This window comes from Acutalibacter muris (assembly GCF_002201475.1).
In the GTDB taxonomy this organism is placed as follows: Bacteria; Bacillota; Clostridia; order Oscillospirales; family Acutalibacteraceae; genus Acutalibacter; species Acutalibacter muris.
Genome location: NZ_CP021422.1, coordinates 680,791 through 703,869 on the forward strand (window position 1 = coordinate 680,791; position 23,079 = coordinate 703,869).

The following is a 23,079-nucleotide window of genomic DNA, read 5'->3' on the forward strand; positions in this document are numbered from 1 at the left end:
GAAAGGAAGGGGTCCCTTGGCTGAGATGGATCAGTTGAAACCCGGACAGAGCGCCTATATATTGTCCATAGGTGGAAGCGGCGCGCTCCGCCATCACCTGCTGGACATGGGATGACACCCAAAACAGAAGTCACCCTTCAAAAAATCGCGCCAATGGGCGACCCGGTTCAAATCAAACTGCTCGGCTATAAACTGACCCTGCGTCTTGACGAGGCGCAGAAGATCGCCGTGGAGCAGGTCCATGAAAAAAAGGCTTTGCCCCACGGCGAACAGCGGCGAATGACTGTGGCGCATCCGGGAATGGGGGAGCTTGGCAGGGCCAGAAGCTACCACTCCCACGATGCTACGCATGAAATCCCGAAGGGCGCAAATATCAGGTTTGTCCTGGCCGGGAATCTATTCCCTGTCTCCCTATTCCAGCGAGGAAATCGTCACAAGAGATTTTTTGATGGACACTCACCCGGAGGGGATCATCAATATTGTGGACGCCACCAACATAGAGCGAAACCTGTACCTCACCATGCAGATCATGGAATTAGGTATCCCTGTGGTGCTGGCCCTCAATATGATGGACGAGGTTCGGGCGAACGGCGGCTCCATACGGGTCAATGAGCTTGAGGAAATTCTCGGTATCCCGGTTGTTCCGATCTCAGCAGCGAAGAATGAGGGCATCGAGGAACTGATCGACCACGCGCTCCATGTGGCGAGGTATCGGGAGGTTCCTGGGCGGGTAGATTTCTGCCCTGCCAGCGCCGATGAACATGATCCGGTAGGTGCGGTACACCGGTGCATCCACGCCGCAGTACCAGGTTTTTCAAGCAAATATCCTCTGCAATATGGGAAGGAGAACAGAAACCGGGGAGATTTCTGCAAAAGCTGAGCTTAAGAACATATAAAATGAGCCGCACTACTTGCAGGAGGCTATCCTCTATTTCGTTTCCAGTAAGCCCCATGGAACACACCTCCTGCCAAAGTGGAAGCCCCCGCCAAAAGGTAGGTAACTGTGTACCCTGCCCCTGCGGAAAGAGCCCCCCACAGGGCCGCGCCCGCTCCGGTGCCAATGTCGCCCATAAAGGTAAACACCGTGCTGGCTACGCCCCGGTGCTCGCTGGGGGTGGTGAGCATTACTTGGGCCTGTAAAAGCTGGGCAGCCGCCGTAAGCCCCAGCCCCATGAGCACCGCTGACAGCAGCATAAGCGGCATATTGCGGGCCACGGCAATCAGCGCCGTGCCCCCTGCCGACAGCAGCACGCCCAGCAGAATACAGGTTTTCTTGGACAGGTACACAATCAGCCTGCCTACGGTCAGCCGGGCCACGATGACAGCGATGTTGTTCACAAAGAAATACAGGCTGATTTGCGCCAGCCCACGGCTCAGGCCGCAGGGGGTAAGGAAGTTGCTGACCGCGCTGTTGCCGATGTACAAAAACAGGTGCACCAGGGAGGGCAGCAGCACCAGCAGCAGGAGCGCCCGGTCGAACCCGGCTTTTTTGTTTTTCGGCCCGGCTCTGCCTGGACGCGGGGGGCGGGGCGGTAATGCTCCTTGATGAACAGAGAGAAGAAGAAAGATAGGAACCCTGTCACCGCTGAAGATATAAACAAAGCCTGCGGCCCTAAATCATTGTAGACAGCGAGGCCGATGCTGGGGGCCACCGCAAAGACCACGGCGTTTGCCGCACCGAAAAGGCCCATGGCGTCTACCAGCATATCTTCGGGGGGATGTCGGCCGCAATGATGTGGGGCACCGGAAAAAATACCCCCTGGGTAAAGCCCTGGAGCACCCGCAGCGCAAAAAGCATATTCAAGTCTTTTGTAAAGCAGAAAAGCAGGGCATTTACCGCGTATAGGCCAGCGCCCAGCACCAGCATTTTCTTGCGTCCCACCCGGTCAAACAGTGGCGCCGCTATGATGCGGGTGAACATACCCACCACCGTCAAGCCGGTCATCATCATGCCGGTCATGGCGTTGGTACCCCCCAAGTCCAGCACGTACACCGGCAAAAGGGTCATAAAGGTGCTGTTGGTGTAGGACGCGATGGTGCACACCAGCACGATCAATATAAAATCCCGGCTCCAGAGCCTTCGGGAAAACAGCTTTGTAAACATAAAGCACTCCTTGCCTATCTTTCACCTAACCTGCCCGAACCAGCTCGATGCCCTCATCTTTCCCCAGGTTGCGGCTATATTTCTTCTCAGCACTGTTGTTCCAATGCTCATGCACACCCAGGTTCGTGACGGTATGCCCCCGGCTGTCCGTATAGGCCGTGCCGGAGGGCGCGCTGTTCACCAATCCCGCCTCGTGCAGGTAATTCTCGTTATTCACGCTGGCGGCGGCCCGGTTATAGTTTGTGACCGTCGGCTCACTGCTGAGAAAATCCGCGCCCACGCTGTCAATCGCAACCGGGTCCTGGCTGACAAACACGCTGGCGGTAAAGCCGCCATTAAAGGGAGCCTGCTGCCAAGTGGAGTTCTCCTTTGTGATGGAGGCCCCCTCGCTGGGGGCGCAGATCAGCGCGTCCAGCATATACAGGACTGTCTTGCCGCCAAGGTCGGCGTTTGCCATCAGGTCAACAAGTGGGCTGTAGATACCCATCTCGTCCCGGGTGAGCCACTGGTGAAGGTTGGCCCCCTCCGGCGGGCGCAGGGCGTTGCCGTTGATGAAGCTGCCGAAGTGGTTCTTGCCGCACAGCGTGATGCCATAGCTATGTCCCTTCAGATTTGCAAGGTTTATCACATACCTGGCCTCCATCACGCAGGTGGGCAGATAGTTCACCCGCCCGCTGAAATCGTGCGACCAGACAATAGGCGCGCTCTCGTCGGCCACGCCATTGTTCCGGCCCACAAAGTTCACGCCGTTTAACTCCCCTTGGGTGCATAGCTCCACCATATAGTCTGGAAACAGTCTGGACACATCGTACACCGTGATGTCCCCTGGGGCCACGCCCGCGTCTTTCACCAGCGAGGTCAGCAGAGCCTTGAGCAGCACCGGGTTTGTCCCTTCATTCCTGTTAGGGAGTATAAAGTTCTCAAAAAATTTTTGAAAGCACTAAGAGAAATTAGCAGTCCGTTTGTTTAATAGATGAAAGTTGAAACCGGGAACAACTTTGGGAAGGAGTGTATAGATGGATAACGGTGCAAGTAGCTACCGCCGTTTCCTTGAAGGTGATGATAATGGAATCGTTGAGATAATCAGGGATTACAAAGATGGTCTAATTCTCTTTTTGAATCGCTATGTCAACAACATTCATATTGCGGAAGAATTAGCAGAGGACACCTTTTTCAAAATTGTCACCAGAAAGCCACGGTTTATTGCAAGCGGCTCTTTCAAAGCATGGCTATATACGATTGGCCGGAATATGGCAATAAACTATATGAGGCGGGCCAAAAAGATTTCGGATGCCTCCATCGAGGATATAACTGCGTCCAGCGATGAATGTAATCTGGAAGAAAGCTACATACGCGAGGAACAGAAAATTGTCATTCATAGGGCGTTATCCAAAATCAATCCAGATTACAGCAAGGTTCTATATCTGAAATTCTTTGAGGACTTGGACAATGAGCAAATTGCTGTTGTGCTGAAAAAGAATAGGCGTCAAATTGAAAACATGATTTACCAAGCAAAGCAAGCTCTGAAATTTGAACTTGGCAAGGAGGGGTTCCACTATGAAGGACTATGAAGAAATGGCGAAAAGCGTTCTGAGCCGCCGAGATAACTATGTCATGGAAAGGAAAAAGCGTATGAGAAAAGTAGTGTCTATTGGATCGTGTTTCTGTTTGATGCTATTGGTGGGTGTTGGCATCTGGCATACACAAAACAGCACGCTTATGAATGCCCTGCCTCAAACGCGAATTGCTGACGAAGGGGGAGGTATCCCATCTAATCTCACTACGCAAAATAGTAATTCTGAACGAGCTGTTTTACTCCTTGCACAGCAGGATGTTATTACTGAATTGCAAAAAGACATATCGGAAAGAGATTTGCAAGGGTGGGTAGAGGATTCGGCCCTAAGCATAAATTTTGAATATGTTTTGCCCGTCTATGCGCCAGACCATGTATCGGCCGACAGCACCAATCTATCGGACACCCTGGTGTTTATAAATCAATATAAGGCCCCTGCAATTTCTAACGGAGTGTGCATTGGTACATTTACATTGGTACAACACGAGAACAAATGGGCTATTTTAATGTTTGAAGTTGGTTTTGATCTTGAAGCAGCCATCATGCAATACAAAGATAATGCAACCTGTTTTTTGAGCATAGCAGAACTTGGAACAGAATATGGTTTCCTCACAGTATCAAATACAGGTGAAACTTATGCGTCCATTACCCATAATTGTCAGGAAGCAAAGACTGGAGCAGATTTATTAGCATTATTAAAATCAAAGGCATCTTCGAATTCTATTGGCGATGTAGGTTAGGAAATAGCTGAAAGGACAAGGCCCAGCCGAGCCTTGTCCTTCCGCTTTATTTAAGAGGGATTATCACAAAATCGCTCCGCCGCCCCAAACCTGGGACTGTGTGATTGCCAGAACGGTTTCGGTGGGAATACCGGCAATCTCGCTGCCGAAAATCTCCCGCAGGTTCCCGCCCGTCAGCATGGAGGCAAGCTGGGATTTTGCCGCAGCGGACGCGGCCAGTTGAGATGCTTGTATGTGGCGCTCAATCTGTTTTTCCACCGCCAGCTTCATAAACTCGGCGTGGCGGGCCATACGCAAATCCCACCAGCTTTCTTCATCGTCAGAACCGCTCTTGGAGTAGGTGATCTCGCCGCCCGCGCTGGAGGAACAGGCGTTGCAGATGTTCCCGTCCTCCCCGATGGCAACGGCCTGGGACATATCCCATGTACTACCGGGCATATTCGCCGCTCTGCGCCAGACCTTTGATGTTGGTCAGGTGGCCTCGCCTTTCATGTTTCAGTCCACGGATGCGGGTGTAGAACTGTTCCGCCTCATGGATACGCGCCCGGATCGCCTGTGTCTGCTGGTACTCCATATAGTGTGTGGCCTGTTCCTCCCGGAGTGCCGCCATACCTTGCTGAAAGGCGATGGTCAGATAGGCCCCAGCGTAGAACAGCAGGGCCAGCACCGGGATCACCGCTAAAAACGCCGGGTGGCGCTCATAGAGTTGGAGCAAAACGCCGTCCTTGAACTCCACCAGCAGCCGGGAGATCACCTGTCCAAACAGAATCCCCGCCGTTGGCACCAGGGTAAGATAGCACAGCTCCCGCCGATGGAGCGTCATTTTCTGCTTTCGCATTTGACGTTGGAGGGCATAGAGCATGACGGCCAGCATGGAGGCATGGGACAGCAGGAACAGCACAACCAGCAGGGCGGCACGGAGAAAGACCGCCTCCGGCGGTTCCAGACGGTAGGGGACTGACCGCTCCACGATAAAATACAGACTTTGCACCATCAGGCCGCTGGAAATTCTGGCGTTGAAATAGAGCAGCGTCAGAAGGAACACGGACGGCTTTCCCAGGCCGATCCACTTGGATGCCACCAGCAGAATCGTCATCAGGATCAGCCCAAAAGAGCCTTGGGGCAGCGCCGCCCGATTGCAGACGATCTCAAAAAGAATGTAGACGAAAAAAACAAAGAGCAGCCCACGCCGCCGTTTATCCTGCGGAACGAAAGGCCGGAAGAAGGCGGTGAGCAGGGCAGCGTATGTTAATCCCGCCCCGGCGGAAAACACCTGATTGAATATCCGAAACCCTGTCTCGCTCATAGGCCAGCCCCCCTTTTCACAAAGCGGAGGTAGGCTTTCACGAAGTCCTGGTACTTGTATTTGGAGATCAGCAGCTTTTCCCCGTTGGTCAGCGTCAGCTCCGTCTTGCTGTACCCCTCCACATAGGCGAGATTGACAAGATAGCCCTTGTGGACACGGAAGAACTGATCGCCTAACTCCGCCTCCAAATCCCGGATTTTTGCGTAGCAGGAAAATTCCCCGTCTTTCAGATGCAGCACAACCTTGTGATTGCTGCTTTCGATGTAATAAATGCAGTCCAGCGGTACGGTTCGGCTGGTGCCAGCAGATTGAAGCGTGAGCGCATGGGAAAGCTGCGGCTGAACACGGCCCGCCTCGATCTGTTCCACGGCGCGGGCAAAGACCTGGGCAAACTTTTCCTCGTTCACTGGCTTCAGCAGATATTGGAACGCACCCACGTCAAAGGCATCGAACACATACCGCTCATAGCCGGTCACGAAGATAATGACCGGCTGTGTCACGGCTGACTGTTCCCTGATCTGGCGGGCCAGCGCCATACCGTCCGGGCCGGCGGCGTTCAGCTCAATGTCCAGAAAGAGCAGGTCAATTCCCCGGTGGTCTGCGAGACAGTCCCCGGCGGAAGCGTACTCCACAACCTCGCAGGGGCGGTCCTGCGCCCGAATCAGGGACGCGAGGTAGGTGCGGGTTGGGGCTTCATCATCACAAATTGCGATTCTCATCATGGCGATATTCCTCTACCTGCTTATTCGTTCAAATGGCTGTCAGGGTAAGCCCGGTTGACGTGACTGGACGGTTTAATAGCGTAACTGGACAGCACAGCTTATCTCTGACATTATATCATAAGAGGAAAAGGCGGGGAGCCGCCTTTTCAGGCAGCTCCCCGACAAACATATAAATTCCGATTACTGTTTCGTAATCCCTAAAATATATTGGTATGCAAACTCAATTCCATTACAAGTCAGGTTTTCACATAGATGTGGCGGATCACTTTCTGAAAAACCCGAAGGACGTAGTTCAAGGCATCTTAATGACCCAAATGTTTTTTCAAAGGCAGACGCAAAATTATAGCAGGCAGATACGATTTCATCTTCTGATTTTCCCAACCCATGAAGATAAATCCCTATGAACATAAGCGAACCTTCCACCAAACCACATTGCGCTCTATATCCGCCTGCGCCATGCAGTCCAACCGCAGACCAAATTGTTTGCGGCTCAATGGTAATCTCAAATAATTCGCTCAAACAGACGAGAGCTGTCCTTGCACAATTTATATCTTCCTTCCAGTACAAATCATGTACCCGATTTGTTATGTATTCGTTCATCAAAACACCTTTTCTCAAAAAATTTACCGTTTGAATTATAGCATAGGCCCAGCCGCAATTCAATTCCTGGAGAGAAACTTTTCATTCAGACTTCCATTTATCCGCTTGATATGTTATAATAGATTTCTGAATTGTTAAAACATACGGAGCGGATATAAAATGGAACCTATGAATTTGAGAATTGGCGAGAAGTTGAAAAGCATCCGCATGGCCCGCACTCTTTCCCTGGACGATACTGCGGCGCTGACGGGCGTGAGCAAGCCCATGCTGGGCCAGATCGAACGTGGCCAGTCTGTCCCAACGGTGACAACCCTCTGGAAGATCGCCACGGGGCTGAAAACACCGCTGTCCGCGTTCCTGGAGGAACCGCAGGCGGAATATACGGTTACTGGCCCGGACGAGGCAAACGTGGTCTTGGGGGACGGCGGGAAAATGCGGGCCTATCCGCTGTTTACCTATGACCCGGTGCGGAGCGTGGAGACATTCTACATTGAGTTTGACCCGGAGTGCCGCCATTCCTCGGACAAGCATGATGAGGGTGTGGAGGAACACATCTTTGTCCTGCGGGGGACGTTGCGGCTCGTCTTGGGGGACAGGCCGGTGGAGGTCAGCGAGAGACAGGCCATCCGCTTCCGGGCCGACGTTCCCCACGCCTATCAGAACGCGACCGGGGACAGGTGTGAGGTCTACAACACCATATTCTATCCAAGCCATTAAGGAGGGCGCTGATTATGTATGAACTAATCCAGGTTTCGGAGCGAAGCTATTACATCCAAAGTCCGGCGAAAATCGGGCTGGTGCGGTTGGACGGCCAGGACGTTTGCCTGATCGACAGCGGCAACGATAAGGATGCGGGCCGAAAAGTCCGGCAACTTTTGGACACCAACGGCTGGCAGCTCACCGCCATCTATAACACCCACTCCAACGCTGACCACATCGGCGGCAACAGGTATTTGCAGGGCCAGACCGGGTGTAAAATCTACGCGCCGGGAATCGACTGCGCCTTTACCCGCCACCCTGTCCTGGAGCCGTCCTTTTTGTATGGTGGCTATCCGTGTAAGGAGCTGCGGCATAAATTCCTCATGGCCCAAGAGAGCGATGCCCAAGAGTTGACGAAGAAATGTCTGCCGGAGGGCTTTGAGATCATCCCCCTGCCGGGACACTTTTTTGATATGGTAGGATTTCGGACGCCTGATGATGTGGTCTATCTGGCGGATTGCCTGTCCAGCCGGGAAACGCTGGACAAGTATCAGATTGGCTTTATCTACGATGTTGCCACCTATCTGAAAACGCTGGAAATGGTGAAGTCCTTGCAAGCGAAGGTGTTTGTCCCGGCCCACGCCGCCGCCTCCGAGGACATAGCTGACCTCGCACAGTACAACATCGACAAGGTGCTGGAGATTGCGGATAAGATCATTGGCATCTGCCAGGAACCGCTCTGCTTTGAGGCCATTCTGCAACGGTTGTTTATGGACTACGGGCTGACAATGAACTTTGAGCAATACGTCCTGGTGGGCAGCACCGTCCGCTCCTATCTGGCGTGGCTAAAAGACACTGGCAGGGTGAACGGCCTGTTTGAAAACAATATGCTACTCTGGCAGCGAACATAAGGAGATATATAAAATGATACGTCCATTAGTTGAAAGTGATTTCAATGCTGCGATTCAGATTGTCAATCGAAACTGGAAAAATGTTTATGTTGGATATGTCAACCAAGGCTTGCTTAATGATGCTGGGTGCCAGGAGCGCAGCCAGCAGTTGAGAGAGGATTTCATCAATCATCGGTTATCTGAATATGTTTGGGAGGAATCTGGTCAAATCTTGGGGCTGTTGTCAATGGGAACAACTGCTGATACAGATAAGGCCAGTGCCTTTGAAATCTGGCGCATATATATTGCAGCCGAAGCGCAGGGTAAAGGAATCGGTGGACGATTGCTTGTTTTTGCTGAACAAATGGCAAAGGAAAATGGATACTCGGAAATTATTATATGGGCGTTTAGTGAAAATGCAAGAGCAATCAGGTTTTATCAGAAATATGGGTATCAGATTGACAAAAAAGCATATCTGAACGCTCCATATTTAACTTATGGAACAAGGCTATCAAAGAACATATCATAAATGTTACTTAGGCGAGGAGGATATTATGGCTATTGAAAAGGTAAGAGCACATTTCGCTCAATTTGGTATTGCAGATCGGGTACGGGAATTTGAAGTGTCCAGCGCCACCGTGGAACTGGCGGCACAGGCCCTTAACTGTGAACCCTGCCGAATCGCAAAGACGCTCTCGTTCATGGTGGATGGTCACGCTGTCCTGATTGTTACGGCTGGTGACGCCAAAATCGACAATCCCAAGTATAAAGCCCAATTTGGCACAAAGGCGAAAATGCTCACCCCTGATGAAGCGGAAACGCTGATCGGCCATGCGGTGGGCGGCGTATGCCCGTTCGCGGTCAATGAGGGTGTGACCGTTTATCTGGACTGTTCCCTAAAGCGGTTTGAAACGGTTTTCCCCGCCTGCGGCAGCAGCAACAGCGCCATTGAACTGACGACCGCAGAATTAGAGAAATACTCCGGCTTTATCTCCTGGGTGGACGTATGCAAAGGGTGGGACGCATCAGTATGAAAATGAGAACAGAGTACACTTGTCCTTTAGAGCTTGTCCACGACATGATAAAAGGCAAGTGGAAGCCTATCATACTATGGAGGCTCCGTTTGGGTGCTACGTCATTGGCAAAGCTGGAAAAGGATATAGACGGCATCACTCAAAAAATGCTGTTAGAGCAGTTAAAAGAACTGATTGATTACGGATTTGTTCAAAAGAAGTCGTTTGAAGGGTATCCGCTTCATGTGGAATACTCCTTGACCTCCGATATGGGCGAACAGATATTAGAAGCCTTGCGGATCATGCAGCACATCGGCATTGATTATCTGAAAGCCAATGGAATGGAACATATCTTGGAGGAAAAAGGGGTAGTCCCCGATTAGCACCCACAAAAAAGTGGGTAATTTACATTTCACCAAATGCCTCCTATACTGTGTGCAGAACATCAGATTGGAGGTATCACAATGAAAGTTACCAGCAGCGGTATTATTGACGGGGTAATCCAGCCTCAGTATGGAGGCCGGGGAACCCAATTCAACGAGAACAATATCCCTACCTATTCTCTGCCCTTTGTAGTAGAGGACGCTCCTTCCGGCACAGCTTCAGTTGCCATCGTCCTGGAGGATAAGGACGCCTACCCGGTCACAGGCGGCTTTGCCTGGATACACTGGTTGGCTGCGAACATCACCCGTTTTGAGATCAAGGACAACGAGAGCCAGACGGCCACCGACTTCATCCAGGGCCGGAATAGCTGGACGAGCATCCAAGGCGGTGAACAGTCGGCAGAACTGTCCTCCTATTATGGCGGAATGACCCCGCCGGATCAGCCGCACATCTATGAGCTTCATGTATATGCTTTGGACAAGCTGCTGGATTTGCGGCGGGGATTTCTGCTGAATGAACTCTATCGGGAAATGGACGGCCATATTCTGGCAAAATACACTCTCAAAGGCATATATGAAAATTAGCCCCTTAAAGGTGGGGGGCCGCACTATAAAAACCGTTATCGCTGTCTTTTTGTGCTTCCTGGTCAATACAGTCAGAAACTCTAACACAGCGTTCTATGCCGCGATTGCCGCTATCCTGTGCATCCAGCGTACCCCAAAGGATAGCTTGCGTGAAGCAATGAACCGAGAGATTGCAACCATCATTGGCGGAGTGTGGGGAATGGCCGTCCTGCTCATTGAAAAGAACATATATTTAATTTCATGCGAGGTATTGAGATATTTGTGCTTGTCAATCCTGCTTATCCCGCTTATTAACTTTTCTGTACTCATAAAGCAGGAAAAGGGAACATTCTTGATGTGCGTTGTATTTCTTTGTATAACGGTGACGCATGGAACCGATGAAAGTCCCCTGACTTTTGGCCTCAACAGGATTGCCGATACTACGGTTGGTATTATGATCGCTTTGCTTATCAATCAAACCCCAACCCCGTTGCTGCATTAATTTGCTGCCCACCCACTGTAAAATAAAAAGCAATTTTATACAATCAAATTTCTTGTACATTTAGTAATATGATGGGCGACAAGAAATTGTCAGACTTTTTATAAGGAGTGTGTAGCAATGAACAGTCAAGAATTGTTTGAGCAGTTCAATGTGAGCGGACAACTGAGACTTCCCACCGAAACAATCCAATTTGGGGAGCTTCCCTGGAACAAACATCCCGAATTTGATGGAGTGGAGCTGAAACACATTGTCACCTCGCAGCAGACCAGCGGCCAGTTCAGCTATCACCTTGTCCGAATCGCCCCCAACAAAGCGATTGGTAACCACATCCATCAAACGCAGTTGGAAACCCATGAGGTTATTGCCGGGAGCGGTACTTGCGTGAACAACGGTACTGAACTGGCCTATGAGCCCGGCACGATCACAATTTTGCCGATAGGACTGCCCCATGAGGTGAAAGCAGGAGCTGACGGCCTATATCTGTTCGCAAAATTTATCCCAGCACTTGTTTAAGAGGCGGGCATAGAAGATACAGTTCCATACGCCCGTTTATACTCAGTCGGTGTCAGACCAACGATTTTTTCAAAACACCTGATAAAGTGGCTTTGGTCAAAAAATCCTGTGGCCAAAGCCACTTCTGCAACGGAGGCAGAAGTGTTCAATAATTTCTGCGCTTTCCGAACCCGATTCTGAATTTGAAACTGGTGTGGGGTCAATCCCACTTCTTTCTTGAAAGAGCGAATCAGGTTATATTTGCTGGTAAGCGCAAGCGCAGCCATATCCTCAATACAACACGGGATTTCTGGATAAAGCTCTAATTGCTCTCTTAGACTATCAATATTGGTTTCTTGTTGAATCGGGAGCATCTGGCAGAATAGAAGTAAACTGTGCAATGTTTTCAGAATCCAATTTTCAATAATTGTATGTTTAATGGCCTGATGCAAAAATTTAGAAACCATTAATTCCAATAATTCAAGGTCTGTTTGGGTAACAAGCTCTTTATCAATACAAAGGCTCAAAAGTTCATAACAAGACCTTGCATTTATAGAATGTGGTGTATATGGCCCAAGAACAAATGCCTCTCCTTTTTGATATGTCCGCGTACCTTTATCTGTCACAAGTTCAATGAATCCATCCATGATAAAGCCAAGTGTAAAAACAGAAACATGGTTATGCAACGGGTATGAGATGGTAGATTGCCTGCAAGTAACCAATTCCATGCCATTTCCACAAAGGTATCCGAGTTCTGGCATTTTCATCCGCTCCTTTTCTATGTCTGTGTGCCACAACACAGCGGTTGAACATCCAACCCGTCCATGTAGTTGGTTCCCCATTGACACATGGAATCTATGACGGGAATGATACTTTCCCCAAAGGCCGTCAGGGAATACACGGTTTTCGGCGGCTTCTCCGGGATCACCTCTCTATGTATCATCCCGCATTCCTCCAGATCGTGGAGCTGCTGGGAGAGCATTTTGGGCGTTGCGCTGGGGATACGCCGTTGTAACTCCATGTAGTGCAAAGGCCGGTCTACCAAATGCCAGAGAATGAGCGGCTTATATTTTCCGCCAATCAACGACAGCGTGGCCTCAACAGGACAATTAAACTGTGTCTGCTTCATAGTCTCACCTCGCACCAAGTATATCATGGTGTGCTCATTTAGAAAAGGACTATCTTTTTGGGAAGTACCTACCTAAAAAGTGCAATCTTGTGTAGATTTCTGAATGCTGCTAAAATCATTGCAGATGGCGCTCTCCGTTATAAGCCATCAGACTATTCAGAAAGGACAACATATCATGGATTTCATTACGATTGCAAAAACTCGCTGCTCCATCCGCAGCTACACCGACAAGAAGGTAGAGCCGGAGAAGCTGGAAAAAATTTTGGAGGCCGCTCATGTGGCCCCCACCGCCGCCAACCTCCAGCCGGTTCACCTGATCGCCGTTCAGAGCGAGGACGGACTGGCGAAGATTGGCAAAGCCGCCAACATCTACGGTGCGCCCCTGGCAATCATTGTCTGCGCCGACCACAACAAGGCGTGGGTGCGGCCCTTTGACCAGAAGCAGACCGGCGATATTGACGCTTCCATTCTGACCGACCACATGATGCTCCAAGCCACAGAGCTGGGTCTGGGTAGCGTGTGGGTGTGCTACTTCAAGCCTGATGTTTTGCGCCGGGAGTTTAACCTCCCCGCCAATCTGGAGCCGGTCAATATCCTGGTAGTCGGCTATGCTGGGGAGAACTTCACCGACCCGGAGCGGCACATTCAGACACGAATCCCGGTAAGGGAGCTGGTTTCCTACGAAAGCCTGTAAACCGACTAACTGCACCAGGGGGGCGTCCTCCTGGTGCGGTTTTTAAGAAAGTTCAAAAAATTTTTGTCTTATGGTATAATTCCTCTTGCTTTGAAGTGCGCTTCATAGCTTATTCTACAAAGTGAATGGGGGATTTGAAATGTATTCAGCAAAGGAGGCTGCGGAGATCACTGGCCTTTCTACCGCAACGTTAAGATATTACGAGAAAGAAAGTTTATTGCCGCCAGTAAAAAGAAATGTCCAAAAGTATAGACAATACACAGATGAAGATATTGAATGGATTCGGATGATCCAATGTATGCGTATGGCTAATATACCAATCCAATCTATCAAGGAATATGTTTCTTTATTGATACAAGGCGGAAAGACGCTTGAACAGCGTTATGAGATGGTTCAAGAGCATATAGAAAATATCATGGGGCAAATAGCCGATTTACAAAAGGCATTGGCTTTAACACAAAGCAAATTAGCATTTTACGAAAAAATTTTGAAAGAGCCGTTGCATCAAGACATAACGTATGCTGAGGAATGGAAAATGTTTAATCATGGAGGCCATGTATAACACAAATTCTGTTCCTGACATAAATGCAACAAAACGAAAAGGAGAGATAATATGCCCTATATCACGGTTGAAAGCGGGAATTTATCAGACGCCCAAAAAGAGGAACTGATAAAGCGGTTGACGGAAGTATCTTCCGAAATTATGAAAGTACCGCAGGAGTTTTTTGTTACCACGATCAAAGAAGTGCCTGATAAGAATTTTGGTATTGGTGGAAAAACGATTGATAAAGTCAAGGCTGAATATATTCGGGCACATCAGTAAATTTTGCACATCGGAGATACATCCAGTTAATATTACAGGGGAAAATATGATTACTTTTTATATCGTTCGCCACGGGCAAACCTTGTTAAATCAACTTGACCGGGCGCAGGGATGGGCTGACTCCCCCTTGACCGCATCAGGAAAGCAAGCGGCAAAGGAGCTGGGAAAGGCCCTATCTTCCGTTGCATTTCAAGCAGCATGCACAAGCGACACATACCGGGCATTCTATACTGCTCGGCTGGTGTTAGAAGAAAATAGCCAGCCTGATATTCCAATACATCAGGACACTCGCTTGCGGGAATGGTGTCTTGATATCATGGAGGCAGAACAGAATAGCATCTTCATCAAGCGTGTGTCGGAATGGCTGGGAGGTATCTCCTTTTCTGAAATGAACAAACGGCTCCCGGAAGTCGCTACGGCCATCAAACAGCATGACACCACTGGAATGGCAGAAACCTTTGAGCAGATAAGCAAACGGCTAAAGGAACTGCTTATATCCGTAGGATCGGTCTATCCTGATGGCAGCAACATCCTTGTTGTCACACACGCATTTTTAATGAAAACAGTGGCCTATTTATTTGACTTTGAAAACATAGCGAGGCTTTCAAAAATCGGAAATGCCGATAGAATGAAGCTGCTGTTTGACGGCCAAAATTTCCGAATTGGATAACTCTATGTTCACAAATTACTCAGGCAATGTTCTATCTTCTCCAAAAGGATTGATATAGTCAGGCGGGCAAAGATGTGCCTCGCTCCATATCATCATTTGGTTCAAAATCGGGGTGAAGCTCTGCCCCAGCTCCGTTAAGGAATACTCCACCTTGGGGGAATTTCCTTGTAAATCTCACGGTGCAAAAATCCGTCTTGCTCCAATTCACGGAGCTGCTTTGTCAATGAGGATTGGGTAATCCCGTCCAGGCGGCGCATGAGCTGACCAAAGCGTTGAACCTTATAAAATGCGATATACCACAAGATCAGGATTTTCCACTTGCCTCCCAAAACCGCCTGCACACTGGTCATCGGAACACAGCGGGCCATCATATCCTGCGTCTGAAATTTATTCCCGGCCATAGCTCTATCTCCCGTCGCTTCTTTTTAGGTAGTATATACCATCTCAATTTCAAAATCAATGTAGGCCACAAAATTAGTATTAGTACAGAAAACAATACTACTACTAAAAAAGTTGCGTACTTGAATTTAACTGTTGCCGGTTGTACCATGATGGCAACAGGAAATTGGCTGCTTCGGCAGGATCACCGATGTTACCAACAAAACCGTGGATGAACTGAAAGAGCTTCGCGCTTTAGGGTATAACGGACTTACCTTTGGCGTTGAAACGGGCGATGACGAGGCGCTGACCTTTATGAACAAGGGCTTCCGGGCCAGTGATGTCCTTGAACAATGCAAAAAGTTAGAGGCCGCTGGCATCAGCTACAACTTCTTCTATCTCACCGGCATTTCCGGCGCTGGCCGGGGCGAGATTGGCGCAAAGGCCAGCGCGGAGCTTTTCAATCAGCTTCACCCGCAAATCATTGAATCGTCCATGCTGACGATTTACAAGACCTCAAAACTGTATCAGGAAATCCAGCGCGGCAACTGGAAAGAGGAAGGGGAAATTGAAAAGCTGGCGGAGCTGAAAGCCCTCATTGAAAATCTGACCATTGACACCCGTATCGTAACAGACGGCGCATCCAACTTGATCCAGGTTCGCGGCCACCTTCCTGCGGACAAGGAAAAGCTGGTTGAATATTTGAATCACCTGATTGAAACCGCTGATGAAGCAGCGTTGCGGGAGTACCGCGTCAATCTGCGGCATCTGTAAGAAGCTCACCCAAATCGTTGATTGGCGGTATAGCGGCTTGGTAGGCTGTTCCCCAATCGCACAGGGACTTCAAAACGGGATGAATGGATTGTCCGAGGTCTGTTAAGGTGTATTCGACCTTTGGCGGATTGTCGGGATAAACCGTCCGCGCAAGTATCTTTTGTTCTTCCAATTCTCGGAGCTGCTGTGTCAAGGTCTTGGTGGTGATCTTCCCTAAACGTCGCTGCAATTCGTTGAACCGCACCGCACCTTTGGAAACCTGCCATAAGATTTTCAGTTTCCACTTTCCGCTTAAAACATTGAGGCCAATTTCCATTGGGCATTGTTCCGTAACAGCGATTGATTTTGCCATAAGTTTTCCTCCATAGTGCGGTATCAAAAAAGACACCACATATCAAAAAAGTGCGTTCTTGTTCGCTTTTCCTGCCTGTGCTATGCTTAATTACGCCATATCAGGGCAAGGAAAGGAATGAAAACCATGATTGTAGACAGCCACCAGCACGTCATGCTCCCCACTTCCATGCAGGTAAAGAAAATGGACGATGCCGGAGTGGACAAAGCGATTTTGTTTACAACGATGCCCCATGTTGAGAGGGCCGAATCTGCGACATTGGCCGCAATCGGCGCAGAAATGCAAGTGCTGTACCAACTCCTGTCCGGCAGCTATTCTCCCGAAACGCGAATATCAAAAATGAAAGACACCATTCTGGAGCTGAATCAGGCTATCCAGGCCGTGCCAGATCGGTTCTACGGTTTTGGCCCGGTTCCGCTGGGGCTTTCCGAACAGGCAACAGCGGAGTGGGTATCAGAGTATATCGTTGGGAACTCCTTCAAAGGCATCGGAGAGTTTACCCCCGGCTCGGAAACGCAGATTGAGCAGTTAGAGCCTGTGTTCAAAGCCCTGGAAGATTATCACAGCCTCCCCATTTGGGTACACACCTTCAACCCGGTTACACTGAACGGCATAAAAATTCTCATGGGCCTGTGCCGGAAATACCCCGCTGTGCCGGTTATCTTTGGGCACATGGGTGGTTCAAACTGGATGGACGTGATCGCCTTTGCAAAGGAGCATGAACAGGCATATTTATCTGTGCTAAAATGTAATATGTCATTTATTCGGATAATGGAAAGGCAGGGTAAACATGGAGGAATTGTTAGAACGTCTGCTGGAAGAATGCCGTCCTTATACCACCGCTGGAAAAGCAGCGGACTATATTCCGGAGCTGGCGAAAAAAGATCCCAGCGCCCTGGGGGTCTACGTTATTGGCAGCGAAGGAAAACACAGCTGGGCCGGGGACTGCCGCCAGCCCTTTACCTTGCAGAGCATGGTGAAACCGATCTTGCTGCTGCAGGCCCTGCTGGACAACGGGGCCTGTGCGATCCAGAGCAAGGTGGGCGTGGAGGCCACCGGCAAGCCCTTTGACGCCATCAACGCCGGGGAGCGCACTCTGGACAGCCGGCATATCAACCCCATGGTCAATATGGGGGCTATCGTCATGTGTACCCTGATCCACGGCAGCAGCTATGAGGAACGCTTTCAGCGCCTGATGAAGCTGACCGGCCAGCTGGTGGGGGACGATACGATCACTATTGACCAGGCGGTCTATCTCTCTGAGAAAAGCCACGGCAGCAAGAACCGGGCGCTGGCCTATCTGCTCAAGTCCCACGGGATTTTGGAGGATGACGTGGAGGAGGTTCTGGACTGCTATTTCCGGGCCTGCTCCATCCAGGTGGACTGTAGGGGCCTTGCCCATATGGGGGCAGTGCTGGCCAACAGGGGCAGGCTGCCGGACTCAAACCGGCGCATTTTCCCCGCGCCTTTGGCCCGGTATGTGAACGCCATCCTCATGACATGCGGCATGTATGACGGGTCCGGCGAGTTCGCCATCCGGGTGGGGATCCCCGCCAAGAGCGGGGTCTCCGGGGGTATTATGGCCGTGGTCCCCACCCGCATGGGCATTGGGATCTACTCTCCTGCCTTGGACCAAAAGGGCAACAGCGTGGCGGGGATCCGGCTCTTAGAGAAGCTGAGCCAGGAACTTTATTTGAGTATTTTTTGACCGCCCGCAATTATCGTAATAACGGCGTCCCATACCCCAAAATCTGGTAGTTGCCGACGGGATAGCTATTTCTCTCGCAAGCGTCGCCCGAGTTGCCCTCAATGGTATAAACCCTGCCGCCCTCCACTTTTTCCACAATGCCTACATGGTCTGAGCTGCCGCTCTGGACACCGTACTCACCCTGGTAGCTCTCCCGCCACAGGTCCTGTTCATCATACTTGACCGCGTATTCCAGTGACTTGGGCCGGCGGCGGTTCAGCGCGGGCCGCTGGTCTGCTGCACTGAGGAGACCGACAATGGGTCTCTGCTGGGCAGCTTTACTGTAGACACTGGCCTCCCACTGGCGGTAAAGGAGGACACTCTCCTTAAAGGTAAAAGGCTCCCACCCGATATGGCAGTATGGCCGGAGGACATACTCTATAGTGCCGCGCCCCAACCCCAGTGTGCAGCAGAGATGAAGCTGATAAAAAGCCGCCGGAAACATCATGTTTCCGGCGGCTTTCAGTGTGGCTGCCGCATCTAGTCTTCCTGCAAATAAGGTTTCATATTACGGAACACAACCTCATATCCGTTGGCATACATATGAATACCTTCTATGGTATATTCCTTTTTCAGGCGGCCCGTCTCATCTGCCAGCCCCTGGTTCACATCGATGAACCGGCCTCCCAGCTCATGGGCCAACTCGCATACAGCGGCATTGGCTTTTTGGATATTTTCATTGGTGCGGGTCTTGAATGCAGCGTCCAACATGGGGTCACCCGCCTCATGGGCCAGTTCATTGACTGGGTAGTAGGCCATAAGAAGGATTTCGGTTTCGGGCAAGCGCCCTTTGATCTGTTTTAGAATATTCCTGTAATTTTCAATCAGAGCTTCCTGCCGGTAGTCGGGCGCGCCGATGTCGTTGGTGCCGATGTTAATAAAGATTCTGCCGGGCTGTACACCGAAAATCTGCTCCTCCATGTGGGCCAGCATATCCTGGGTCGTAAATCCCCCGATTCCGCGGTTATAGACCGCTGTATGCATCCCATGATTCATCAGCAGCTCCCCTATTGGAAACTGCTCCATCAGAGAAGAACCGGTGAATAGAGTTTTGCCTTTCAGCGCCAGCTCATTTTGAACCCGAAAGTGGGCCAGTCGATCTTCACGCATATGCTCCATAATGGCGCGAAAAGGGTCCTTCTGTTCGATATTACTCATAATTATTACACCGACCTTTCATTGCTTTTAATGTTACCACAGCATTAAATTACTTAAAGACTACGCGGAAACTGACCGCGTTATGGGCGCGTGGCTCAGCCCGAAGGAATATCCAGCTCCATCACAAAAGGCTTCTCTTTCCCGCAGGGCTCCCACTTGGGCAGACCCTCGCCGTTGGGGTCGCCGGTTCTCATGAAGTTGCACCAGTAGTCCAGCATCCGGGCCGAGAGGGCATAGTCACCCGCCGTCCACGGCCTCCAGCAGCGCCCAAGGGTGCCCATCATGTACCAGAGCTCAGCGGAGTGCCAGGCGCCCTGCTCGTCTCCGGGCAGGTCCCGGAGGAAGTCGTAGACATAGGCGGGCTTTCTTCCCAGCTCCTCCAGCTTCTGGCTGAACGCCACCGAGCCTCTATACAGAGGCCGCTCCTCCGGGGAGTTCTTGCCCGGCTCGACCATAATATCCTCCTTGGTGCTGCCTATCATATAGGGGAGGTCCTTGATCTCGCCCTTGTCGATAGTGGGATAGTACCCATCAGTGAGCAGCTTGCCATCAATGGTGGGCACCAGGAACAGCCCTTTCGCCACCGGCATATTCGCTCCCATAAACTTATCTGTTGCGGCGAAAACTTCCTCTGTGGACTTTGCACGGAGTTCCTCAAGGCTCTTGGCCCCCAGAATTTCCGGCAGGGCCATGCCAAAACTCTCCTGTTCCTTCAAGGTCAAATCCCGGTGCAAACCGACGCCATAAGACCCCCCACTCTGCAAAATGGCCCGCTTTATCATGTTCCCGGTAAGCGGCGAGGAGATAAGCGTCTGAGTGCTCATGGCCCCGGCGCTCTGGCCGAAGACGGTGATATTCTCCGGGTCGCCGCCGAAGGCGCTGATGTTCTCATACACCCACTTGAGGGCCGCAATCTGGTCGAGCGCGCCGTAGTTGCCGGAGGTGCCAGCCTCCTCTGTCAGCCAGGGGTGGGCAAAGAAGCCGAATATCCCCAGCCGGTACTGGACGCTGACGAAGATTACGCCCCGACGGCAGTATTCCACGCCGTCGAATTCCTTCTCGCTGGCGCTGCCGCCCATGAATGCGCCGCCGTGTATCCAGAAGGCCACCGGGCAGCCCTCAGCGTCTTTCGGGGCCCAGATGTTCAGGTAAAGGCAGTCCTCGCTGGTTTTGCGCTCGTAGTTCGGGTCGTCGTAGAAGTCCTTGTCCCAGGGCGGAGCGGAGCCCTCCCGCTGGCAGGACTTTGCCGGGAACTCCTTGGCCTGGAATGTACCCTGGAAGGGCTCGGGCGGCTGGGGGGCCCTCCAGCGCAAATCCTCCACCGGGGGTTTGGCGTAGGGGACGCCCCGGTACTCGCTGTACCAGCCGTGGTCGATGCCTTCGATTTTCCCGTATTTGGTTTCGACTGTGTTTTCCATATTCAACCTCTCCTTTTATAGTGTGCTTGCCACCTCGTAAGCGTCCCAGATGGCGTACATAATATTGCTCACATTGTTTGCGTCGCCAATGAGCCGCCTCGGGCAGCTTATTCTTGCAGGCCTCATACAGGCTCTTTTCCGCCCGGTAGCCCACGCAGAGAATGACGGAATCAGCGTTCACTAGGCTTTCACCGTCCTGGCTACCGAGAATGGCCTTCCCCGGCTCCACGGCCTTGACCGTCGTATTACACCTTGTAGTACACCGGGCACTGGCCGGTCATGGCCGGGAAGCTGGCGGACTGCGTCGTCGTCAGCCGCGATACCGCGGCTGACACACTCCTTGATGGCGTTGGCGTCGCTGACTACAAAGCCGGGCAGGCCCAGGGTATCCTTCAAAACCTCCCGGAGCAGGAATTTGTTCACCGTGCAGGGCACGCCGTTCAAATCGTTGAACGCTGCCATAGCGGTCTGCGCCCCGGACCTGACCGCCGCCTGGAAGGGCCGGAGGTACACATTATAGAACAGGCTCATGGCCATGTTGACCGTGTTGTAATCCCTGCCGCCCTCGGAGACCCGGCCCCATCGGGCGTCCCGGGCGATGTCCACCATGGGGGCGAAGTCCCAGGCAACGCCCCCGGAATGGGATTCCCTGGCGGCCATGCGGGCGGTTTTCTTCATGAGGTCTGGGTTAAAGGTACCGGCTTCCGCGAGGGCGAGGGGGTACACCGTGCGATAGCCGTGGATCACGTCCAGCCTGAAAAGCAGGGGGAGGCCCAACCGGCTCTCCTCCACGGCGATCTTTGCAGCTCATTGGTCTTGGTCGGGTCCTGCACCATCAGGGAGCCGACTCCCCCGGCGCGGATCTCCTCCTCGTGATAGTCCTGCTGGGCGGGTGTCAGTGTGAGCATATTGTACGCCTCTCTTTTATTGTTTTATTTTACCAAATATTTTTTCCTGTTTCAAGATATAAGTTCATATTTTTACGGTTCCTTTTTGCAAAAACCGGGCGCCTGGAAAGCTGAGGTTAGATAACGTAACTTCTGAAAGTATAGGAAAATCAAGGTTTTCGAGCGGCGGACAAGCATGATATGTACTAAAAAATCGAATATCGGCGCATGAGCGGCGTTCATATCCCCTGCCGGGGAGATGGGATGCCGCTTTTTTCATGTCCAGACACCGAAAGGAGCGGAGAACCATGCCAGTATTCCGCGTGGAGAGGAACAAAGGCTACACAGTGATGTCGAACCATCACCTGCGGAACAAAGACCTGTCCCTGAAAGCCAAGGGCCTGTTGTCGCAAATGTTGTCACTCCCGGAAGATTGGGATTACACGTTAAAGGGCCTGGCCCTTATCAACCGGGAGAAGATCGACGCCATCCGGCAGGCTATCCGGGAGTTGGAGCAGGCGGGGTACATCGTCCGTTCGCGGGAGCGTGACGAACGGGGACGGCTGCGGGGCGCGGACTATGTGATCTATGAACAGCCGCAAACGCCGCCTGCATTGGATTTACCTACGTTGGAAAATCCAACATTGGATAATCCTACGCAGGAAAAACCTACGTTGGAAAATCCAACGCAATTAAATAAAGATATACAAAGTAAAGACCCAAGAATTACAGACCCATCAAGTACCCATTCCATTCCCTCCCTTTCGCCCCCTCCCGCTGGAACGGCTGCGGCTTCGCCGCCGGAAAGGAACGGAAGCGGCCACGCAGAGCGCCGTTGAGATTTACCGGGAGCTTATCAAAGAGAATATCGAGTACGACCACCTCCTGCACCACTCCAAGATCGACCCGGAGGAATTGGACGGCATCGTGGAATTGCTGGTGGAAACCGTCTGCACAGCCCGCAAGACAATCCGTGTCGCCGGGGACGACTACCCCGCCGAGCTGGTAAAGGCCAAGCTGCTGAAACTGAACAGCGGCCATATTGAGTTCGTCATGGACTGTATGCGGGAGAACACCACGAAAATCCGCAACATCAAGAAATATCTGCTGGCGGTGCTGTTCAACGCCCCCAGCACGATGGGAAGCTACTACACCGCCCTCGTCGCCCATGATATGGCGGAGGGAAAAATCTAATCTGACAAGGAGGCCCCGACTATGAAACAGGGCGCATTGATCTTCGACGAGCGGAGAGACCGCTACGACATCCGCTTTGACCTGGCCGACTACTACGGCGGTCTGCACTGTGGACAGTGCTTCGACGTGATGGTGGGCGGGCGCTGGAAGCCCACCCGCATTGAGTACGCCGCCGACTGGTATCTGGTGGGCATCCGGGCCGACGACCTGAACGGCCTGCGGGTGCGTATCTGATGCGGATTTACCTGCGGCGGCTGGTAGTGCCGC

32 protein-coding genes and 5 pseudogenes are annotated in these 23,079 nt (G+C 51.5%); 21 read left to right on the forward strand and 16 right to left on the reverse strand.

Annotated features, from left to right (window positions below; genetic code table 11):
- Positions 1 to 25: 25 nt before the first annotated feature.
- A pseudogene (locus tag ADH66_RS21590) lies at positions 26 to 800 on the forward strand (FeoB small GTPase domain-containing protein); the annotation flags it as partial.
- 121 nt (positions 801 to 921) lie between these two features.
- Here the strand turns inward: ADH66_RS21590 and ADH66_RS03310 are convergent.
- The 3 genes from ADH66_RS03310 to ADH66_RS03320 all read right to left on the reverse strand — a co-directional run bounded on the left by ADH66_RS03310 (position 922) and on the right by ADH66_RS03320 (position 3,017).
- Positions 922 to 1,455, reverse strand: a complete 534-nt coding sequence (locus ADH66_RS03310; RefSeq protein ID WP_066535710.1) for an MFS transporter — start codon at positions 1,453 to 1,455, stop codon at positions 922 to 924.
- Between the two features lie 241 nt (positions 1,456 to 1,696).
- A complete protein-coding gene (locus tag ADH66_RS03315) occupies positions 1,697 to 2,104 on the reverse strand; it encodes an MFS transporter (protein ID WP_066535708.1) in 408 nt (135 codons plus the stop codon).
- Positions 2,105 to 2,129: 25 nt separating this feature from the next.
- Complete coding sequence (locus ADH66_RS03320) at positions 2,130 to 3,017, reverse strand: DUF362 domain-containing protein (RefSeq protein WP_084384263.1); 888 nt, start codon at positions 3,015 to 3,017, stop codon at positions 2,130 to 2,132.
- A 103-nt stretch (positions 3,018 to 3,120) separates the two neighbouring features.
- Here ADH66_RS03320 and ADH66_RS03325 point away from each other — a divergent pair, with 103 nt between their 5' ends.
- Both ADH66_RS03325 and ADH66_RS03330 read left to right on the forward strand, forming a co-directional pair.
- The gene (locus ADH66_RS03325) at positions 3,121 to 3,675 is read left to right on the forward strand and encodes an RNA polymerase sigma factor (RefSeq protein WP_066535704.1); all 555 of its coding nucleotides are present in this window, start codon (positions 3,121 to 3,123) and stop codon (positions 3,673 to 3,675) included.
- Positions 3,662 to 4,417, forward strand: coding sequence for a hypothetical protein (locus ADH66_RS03330; protein WP_066535703.1), 756 nt, complete (start codon positions 3,662 to 3,664; stop codon positions 4,415 to 4,417). Before ADH66_RS03325 ends, ADH66_RS03330 begins: the two co-directional genes overlap by 14 nt.
- Before the next feature lie 63 nt (positions 4,418 to 4,480).
- Here the strand turns inward: ADH66_RS03330 and ADH66_RS03335 are convergent, their stop codons facing one another.
- The 4 genes from ADH66_RS03335 to ADH66_RS03350 form a co-directional block, all read right to left on the reverse strand.
- Entirely contained in the window at positions 4,481 to 4,855 is a 375-nt protein-coding gene (locus tag ADH66_RS03335) for a hypothetical protein (protein WP_236757169.1), read from the reverse strand.
- A complete protein-coding gene (locus tag ADH66_RS03340) occupies positions 4,845 to 5,723 on the reverse strand; it encodes a hypothetical protein (protein ID WP_236757170.1) in 879 nt (292 codons plus the stop codon). Before ADH66_RS03340 ends, ADH66_RS03335 begins: the two co-directional genes overlap by 11 nt.
- Positions 5,720 to 6,445, reverse strand: a complete 726-nt coding sequence (locus tag ADH66_RS03345) for a LytR/AlgR family response regulator transcription factor (RefSeq protein ID WP_066535699.1) — start codon at positions 6,443 to 6,445, stop codon at positions 5,720 to 5,722. Before ADH66_RS03345 ends, ADH66_RS03340 begins: the two co-directional genes overlap by 4 nt.
- A 180-nt stretch (positions 6,446 to 6,625) precedes the next feature.
- Entirely contained in the window at positions 6,626 to 7,045 is a 420-nt protein-coding gene (locus ADH66_RS03350) for a C-GCAxxG-C-C family protein (protein ID WP_081646301.1), read from the reverse strand.
- 168 nt (positions 7,046 to 7,213) lie between these two features.
- On the opposite strand from ADH66_RS03350, the gene ADH66_RS03355 reads away from it, so the two are divergent.
- The 8 genes from ADH66_RS03355 to ADH66_RS03390 all read left to right on the forward strand — a co-directional run bounded on the left by ADH66_RS03355 (position 7,214) and on the right by ADH66_RS03390 (position 11,609).
- The gene (locus ADH66_RS03355) at positions 7,214 to 7,762 is read left to right on the forward strand and encodes a helix-turn-helix domain-containing protein (protein ID WP_236757171.1); all 549 of its coding nucleotides are present in this window, start codon (positions 7,214 to 7,216) and stop codon (positions 7,760 to 7,762) included.
- 14 nt (positions 7,763 to 7,776) lie between these two features.
- Positions 7,777 to 8,655, forward strand: coding sequence for an MBL fold metallo-hydrolase (locus tag ADH66_RS03360; RefSeq protein WP_066535695.1), 879 nt, complete (start codon positions 7,777 to 7,779; stop codon positions 8,653 to 8,655).
- A 13-nt stretch (positions 8,656 to 8,668) separates the two neighbouring features.
- On the forward strand, positions 8,669 to 9,163 hold the full coding sequence (locus ADH66_RS03365; protein ID WP_066535694.1) for a GNAT family N-acetyltransferase: 495 nt from the start codon (positions 8,669 to 8,671) through the stop codon (positions 9,161 to 9,163).
- 25 nt (positions 9,164 to 9,188) lie between these two features.
- Positions 9,189 to 9,668: a YbaK/EbsC family protein gene (locus tag ADH66_RS03370; RefSeq protein ID WP_066535690.1), complete on the forward strand. Its 480-nt coding sequence runs from the start codon at positions 9,189 to 9,191 to the stop codon at positions 9,666 to 9,668.
- Positions 9,665 to 10,030 (forward strand): winged helix-turn-helix transcriptional regulator, encoded by a 366-nt coding sequence (locus tag ADH66_RS03375; protein WP_066535687.1) that lies wholly within the window; start codon positions 9,665 to 9,667, stop codon positions 10,028 to 10,030. Before ADH66_RS03370 ends, ADH66_RS03375 begins: the two co-directional genes overlap by 4 nt.
- 81 nt (positions 10,031 to 10,111) lie before the next feature.
- Entirely contained in the window at positions 10,112 to 10,615 is a 504-nt protein-coding gene (locus ADH66_RS03380; protein WP_066535683.1) for a YbhB/YbcL family Raf kinase inhibitor-like protein, read from the forward strand.
- Complete coding sequence (locus ADH66_RS03385) at positions 10,605 to 11,096, forward strand: FUSC family protein (protein ID WP_066535681.1); 492 nt, start codon at positions 10,605 to 10,607, stop codon at positions 11,094 to 11,096. The genes ADH66_RS03380 and ADH66_RS03385 overlap by 11 nt, the downstream gene beginning before the upstream one ends.
- Before the next feature lie 117 nt (positions 11,097 to 11,213).
- Positions 11,214 to 11,609 (forward strand): cupin domain-containing protein, encoded by a 396-nt coding sequence (locus tag ADH66_RS03390; protein ID WP_066535679.1) that lies wholly within the window; start codon positions 11,214 to 11,216, stop codon positions 11,607 to 11,609.
- Here the strand turns inward: ADH66_RS03390 and ADH66_RS03395 are convergent.
- Together ADH66_RS03395 and ADH66_RS03400 are read right to left on the reverse strand one after the other, a co-directional pair.
- On the reverse strand, positions 11,606 to 12,349 hold the full coding sequence (locus ADH66_RS03395; RefSeq protein ID WP_236757172.1) for a helix-turn-helix domain-containing protein: 744 nt from the start codon (positions 12,347 to 12,349) through the stop codon (positions 11,606 to 11,608). The genes ADH66_RS03390 and ADH66_RS03395 overlap by 4 nt on opposite strands.
- Positions 12,350 to 12,366: 17 nt before the next feature.
- The gene (locus ADH66_RS03400) at positions 12,367 to 12,717 is read right to left on the reverse strand and encodes a winged helix-turn-helix transcriptional regulator (RefSeq protein ID WP_066535673.1); all 351 of its coding nucleotides are present in this window, start codon (positions 12,715 to 12,717) and stop codon (positions 12,367 to 12,369) included.
- 175 nt (positions 12,718 to 12,892) lie between these two features.
- Between ADH66_RS03400 and ADH66_RS03405 the strand changes: the two genes are divergently transcribed.
- The 4 genes from ADH66_RS03405 (at position 12,893) to ADH66_RS03420 (ending at position 14,904) form a co-directional block, all read left to right on the forward strand.
- Positions 12,893 to 13,411: a nitroreductase family protein gene (locus tag ADH66_RS03405; protein ID WP_066535668.1), complete on the forward strand. Its 519-nt coding sequence runs from the start codon at positions 12,893 to 12,895 to the stop codon at positions 13,409 to 13,411.
- 139 nt (positions 13,412 to 13,550) lie between these two features.
- Positions 13,551 to 13,973, forward strand: coding sequence for a MerR family transcriptional regulator (locus tag ADH66_RS03410; protein ID WP_066535666.1), 423 nt, complete (start codon positions 13,551 to 13,553; stop codon positions 13,971 to 13,973).
- A 51-nt stretch (positions 13,974 to 14,024) separates the two neighbouring features.
- Positions 14,025 to 14,234, forward strand: a complete 210-nt coding sequence (dmpI, locus tag ADH66_RS03415) for a 4-oxalocrotonate tautomerase DmpI (RefSeq protein ID WP_066535663.1) — start codon at positions 14,025 to 14,027, stop codon at positions 14,232 to 14,234.
- Positions 14,235 to 14,280: 46 nt separating this feature from the next.
- Complete coding sequence (locus ADH66_RS03420) at positions 14,281 to 14,904, forward strand: histidine phosphatase family protein (protein ID WP_066535659.1); 624 nt, start codon at positions 14,281 to 14,283, stop codon at positions 14,902 to 14,904.
- A 15-nt stretch (positions 14,905 to 14,919) separates the two neighbouring features.
- On the opposite strand, the pseudogene ADH66_RS03425 reads toward ADH66_RS03420, so the two are convergent.
- Positions 14,920 to 15,305: pseudogene (locus ADH66_RS03425) on the reverse strand (winged helix-turn-helix transcriptional regulator).
- Between the two features lie 205 nt (positions 15,306 to 15,510).
- Here ADH66_RS03425 and ADH66_RS03430 point away from each other — a divergent pair.
- Positions 15,511 to 16,056, forward strand: coding sequence for a radical SAM protein (locus ADH66_RS03430; RefSeq protein WP_207653027.1), 546 nt, complete (start codon positions 15,511 to 15,513; stop codon positions 16,054 to 16,056).
- On the opposite strand, the gene ADH66_RS03435 is transcribed toward ADH66_RS03430, so the two are convergent.
- A complete protein-coding gene (locus tag ADH66_RS03435; RefSeq protein WP_066535656.1) occupies positions 16,037 to 16,408 on the reverse strand; it encodes a winged helix-turn-helix transcriptional regulator in 372 nt (123 codons plus the stop codon). The two genes, ADH66_RS03430 and ADH66_RS03435, sit on opposite strands and share 20 nt — an antisense overlap.
- Before the next feature lie 126 nt (positions 16,409 to 16,534).
- On the opposite strand from ADH66_RS03435, the pseudogene ADH66_RS21595 reads away from it, so the two are divergent.
- Together ADH66_RS21595 and glsA are read left to right on the forward strand one after the other, a co-directional pair.
- Positions 16,535 to 17,131, forward strand: a pseudogene (locus tag ADH66_RS21595) (amidohydrolase family protein); the annotation flags it as partial.
- A gap of 67 nt (positions 17,132 to 17,198) precedes the next feature.
- Entirely contained in the window at positions 17,199 to 18,116 is a 918-nt protein-coding gene (glsA, locus tag ADH66_RS03445) for a glutaminase A (protein ID WP_066535654.1), read from the forward strand.
- A gap of 10 nt (positions 18,117 to 18,126) precedes the next feature.
- On the opposite strand, the pseudogene ADH66_RS21945 reads toward glsA, so the two are convergent.
- Positions 18,127 to 18,276: pseudogene (locus ADH66_RS21945) on the reverse strand (CHAP domain-containing protein); the annotation flags it as partial.
- A gap of 108 nt (positions 18,277 to 18,384) precedes the next feature.
- Between ADH66_RS21945 and ADH66_RS21465 the strand changes: the two are divergent.
- Positions 18,385 to 18,639, forward strand: a complete 255-nt coding sequence (locus ADH66_RS21465) for a hypothetical protein (protein WP_330397733.1) — start codon at positions 18,385 to 18,387, stop codon at positions 18,637 to 18,639.
- Here ADH66_RS21465 and ADH66_RS03455 read toward each other — a convergent pair.
- The 4 genes from ADH66_RS03455 to ADH66_RS20830 all read right to left on the reverse strand — a co-directional run bounded on the left by ADH66_RS03455 (position 18,636) and on the right by ADH66_RS20830 (position 21,639).
- Positions 18,636 to 19,313, reverse strand: coding sequence for a GDSL-type esterase/lipase family protein (locus ADH66_RS03455; RefSeq protein WP_066535646.1), 678 nt, complete (start codon positions 19,311 to 19,313; stop codon positions 18,636 to 18,638). The genes ADH66_RS21465 and ADH66_RS03455 overlap by 4 nt on opposite strands.
- A gap of 95 nt (positions 19,314 to 19,408) precedes the next feature.
- Positions 19,409 to 20,731: a carboxylesterase/lipase family protein gene (locus tag ADH66_RS03460; protein WP_066535644.1), complete on the reverse strand. Its 1,323-nt coding sequence runs from the start codon at positions 20,729 to 20,731 to the stop codon at positions 19,409 to 19,411.
- 180 nt (positions 20,732 to 20,911) lie between these two features.
- The gene (locus ADH66_RS03465; protein ID WP_066535642.1) at positions 20,912 to 21,508 is read right to left on the reverse strand and encodes a glycoside hydrolase family 3 N-terminal domain-containing protein; all 597 of its coding nucleotides are present in this window, start codon (positions 21,506 to 21,508) and stop codon (positions 20,912 to 20,914) included.
- Positions 21,475 to 21,639, reverse strand: coding sequence for a hypothetical protein (locus ADH66_RS20830; protein ID WP_236757173.1), 165 nt, complete (start codon positions 21,637 to 21,639; stop codon positions 21,475 to 21,477). The genes ADH66_RS03465 and ADH66_RS20830 overlap by 34 nt, the downstream gene beginning before the upstream one ends.
- 287 nt (positions 21,640 to 21,926) lie before the next feature.
- On the opposite strand from ADH66_RS20830, the pseudogene ADH66_RS03470 reads away from it, so the two are divergent.
- Positions 21,927 to 22,812, forward strand: a pseudogene (locus ADH66_RS03470) (DUF6017 domain-containing protein).
- Positions 22,813 to 22,833: 21 nt separating this feature from the next.
- Positions 22,834 to 23,046 carry a DUF5348 domain-containing protein gene (locus ADH66_RS03475; RefSeq protein ID WP_066535638.1) on the forward strand — a complete coding sequence of 71 codons (213 nt, stop codon included), beginning with the start codon at positions 22,834 to 22,836 and terminating at the stop codon, positions 23,044 to 23,046.
- Positions 23,047 to 23,079: the final 33 nt, after the last annotated feature.

What these genes read in the sequence shown, in the direction of transcription:
- ADH66_RS03315 (WP_066535708.1), bottom strand. Translation starts at nt 2,104, where the DNA reads ATGTTTACAAAGCTGTTTTCCCGAAGGCTCTGGAGCCGGGATTTTATA.
- ADH66_RS03325 (WP_066535704.1), top strand. Translation starts at nt 3,121, where the DNA reads ATGGATAACGGTGCAAGTAGCTACCGCCGTTTCCTTGAAGGTGATGAT.
- ADH66_RS03330 (WP_066535703.1), top strand. Translation starts at nt 3,662, where the DNA reads ATGAAGGACTATGAAGAAATGGCGAAAAGCGTTCTGAGCCGCCGAGAT.
- ADH66_RS03335 (WP_236757169.1), bottom strand. Translation starts at nt 4,855, where the DNA reads ATGCCCGGTAGTACATGGGATATGTCCCAGGCCGTTGCCATCGGGGAG.
- ADH66_RS03340 (WP_236757170.1), bottom strand. Translation starts at nt 5,723, where the DNA reads ATGAGCGAGACAGGGTTTCGGATATTCAATCAGGTGTTTTCCGCCGGG.
- ADH66_RS03345 (WP_066535699.1), bottom strand. Translation starts at nt 6,445, where the DNA reads ATGATGAGAATCGCAATTTGTGATGATGAAGCCCCAACCCGCACCTAC.
- ADH66_RS03350 (WP_081646301.1), bottom strand. Translation starts at nt 7,045, where the DNA reads ATGAACGAATACATAACAAATCGGGTACATGATTTGTACTGGAAGGAA.
- ADH66_RS03355 (WP_236757171.1), top strand. Translation starts at nt 7,214, where the DNA reads ATGAATTTGAGAATTGGCGAGAAGTTGAAAAGCATCCGCATGGCCCGC.
- ADH66_RS03360 (WP_066535695.1), top strand. Translation starts at nt 7,777, where the DNA reads ATGTATGAACTAATCCAGGTTTCGGAGCGAAGCTATTACATCCAAAGT.
- ADH66_RS03365 (WP_066535694.1), top strand. Translation starts at nt 8,669, where the DNA reads ATGATACGTCCATTAGTTGAAAGTGATTTCAATGCTGCGATTCAGATT.
- ADH66_RS03370 (WP_066535690.1), top strand. Translation starts at nt 9,189, where the DNA reads ATGGCTATTGAAAAGGTAAGAGCACATTTCGCTCAATTTGGTATTGCA.
- ADH66_RS03375 (WP_066535687.1), top strand. Translation starts at nt 9,665, where the DNA reads ATGAAAATGAGAACAGAGTACACTTGTCCTTTAGAGCTTGTCCACGAC.
- ADH66_RS03380 (WP_066535683.1), top strand. Translation starts at nt 10,112, where the DNA reads ATGAAAGTTACCAGCAGCGGTATTATTGACGGGGTAATCCAGCCTCAG.
- ADH66_RS03385 (WP_066535681.1), top strand. Translation starts at nt 10,605, where the DNA reads ATGAAAATTAGCCCCTTAAAGGTGGGGGGCCGCACTATAAAAACCGTT.
- ADH66_RS03390 (WP_066535679.1), top strand. Translation starts at nt 11,214, where the DNA reads ATGAACAGTCAAGAATTGTTTGAGCAGTTCAATGTGAGCGGACAACTG.
- ADH66_RS03395 (WP_236757172.1), bottom strand. Translation starts at nt 12,349, where the DNA reads ATGCCAGAACTCGGATACCTTTGTGGAAATGGCATGGAATTGGTTACT.
- ADH66_RS03400 (WP_066535673.1), bottom strand. Translation starts at nt 12,717, where the DNA reads ATGAAGCAGACACAGTTTAATTGTCCTGTTGAGGCCACGCTGTCGTTG.
- ADH66_RS03405 (WP_066535668.1), top strand. Translation starts at nt 12,893, where the DNA reads ATGGATTTCATTACGATTGCAAAAACTCGCTGCTCCATCCGCAGCTAC.
- ADH66_RS03410 (WP_066535666.1), top strand. Translation starts at nt 13,551, where the DNA reads ATGTATTCAGCAAAGGAGGCTGCGGAGATCACTGGCCTTTCTACCGCA.
- dmpI (WP_066535663.1), top strand. Translation starts at nt 14,025, where the DNA reads ATGCCCTATATCACGGTTGAAAGCGGGAATTTATCAGACGCCCAAAAA.
- ADH66_RS03420 (WP_066535659.1), top strand. Translation starts at nt 14,281, where the DNA reads ATGATTACTTTTTATATCGTTCGCCACGGGCAAACCTTGTTAAATCAA.
- ADH66_RS03435 (WP_066535656.1), bottom strand. Translation starts at nt 16,408, where the DNA reads ATGGCAAAATCAATCGCTGTTACGGAACAATGCCCAATGGAAATTGGC.
- glsA (WP_066535654.1), top strand. Translation starts at nt 17,199, where the DNA reads ATGGAGGAATTGTTAGAACGTCTGCTGGAAGAATGCCGTCCTTATACC.
- ADH66_RS03455 (WP_066535646.1), bottom strand. Translation starts at nt 19,313, where the DNA reads ATGAGTAATATCGAACAGAAGGACCCTTTTCGCGCCATTATGGAGCAT.
- ADH66_RS03460 (WP_066535644.1), bottom strand. Translation starts at nt 20,731, where the DNA reads ATGGAAAACACAGTCGAAACCAAATACGGGAAAATCGAAGGCATCGAC.
- ADH66_RS20830 (WP_236757173.1), bottom strand. Translation starts at nt 21,639, where the DNA reads ATGCTCACACTGACACCCGCCCAGCAGGACTATCACGAGGAGGAGATC.
- ADH66_RS03475 (WP_066535638.1), top strand. Translation starts at nt 22,834, where the DNA reads ATGAAACAGGGCGCATTGATCTTCGACGAGCGGAGAGACCGCTACGAC.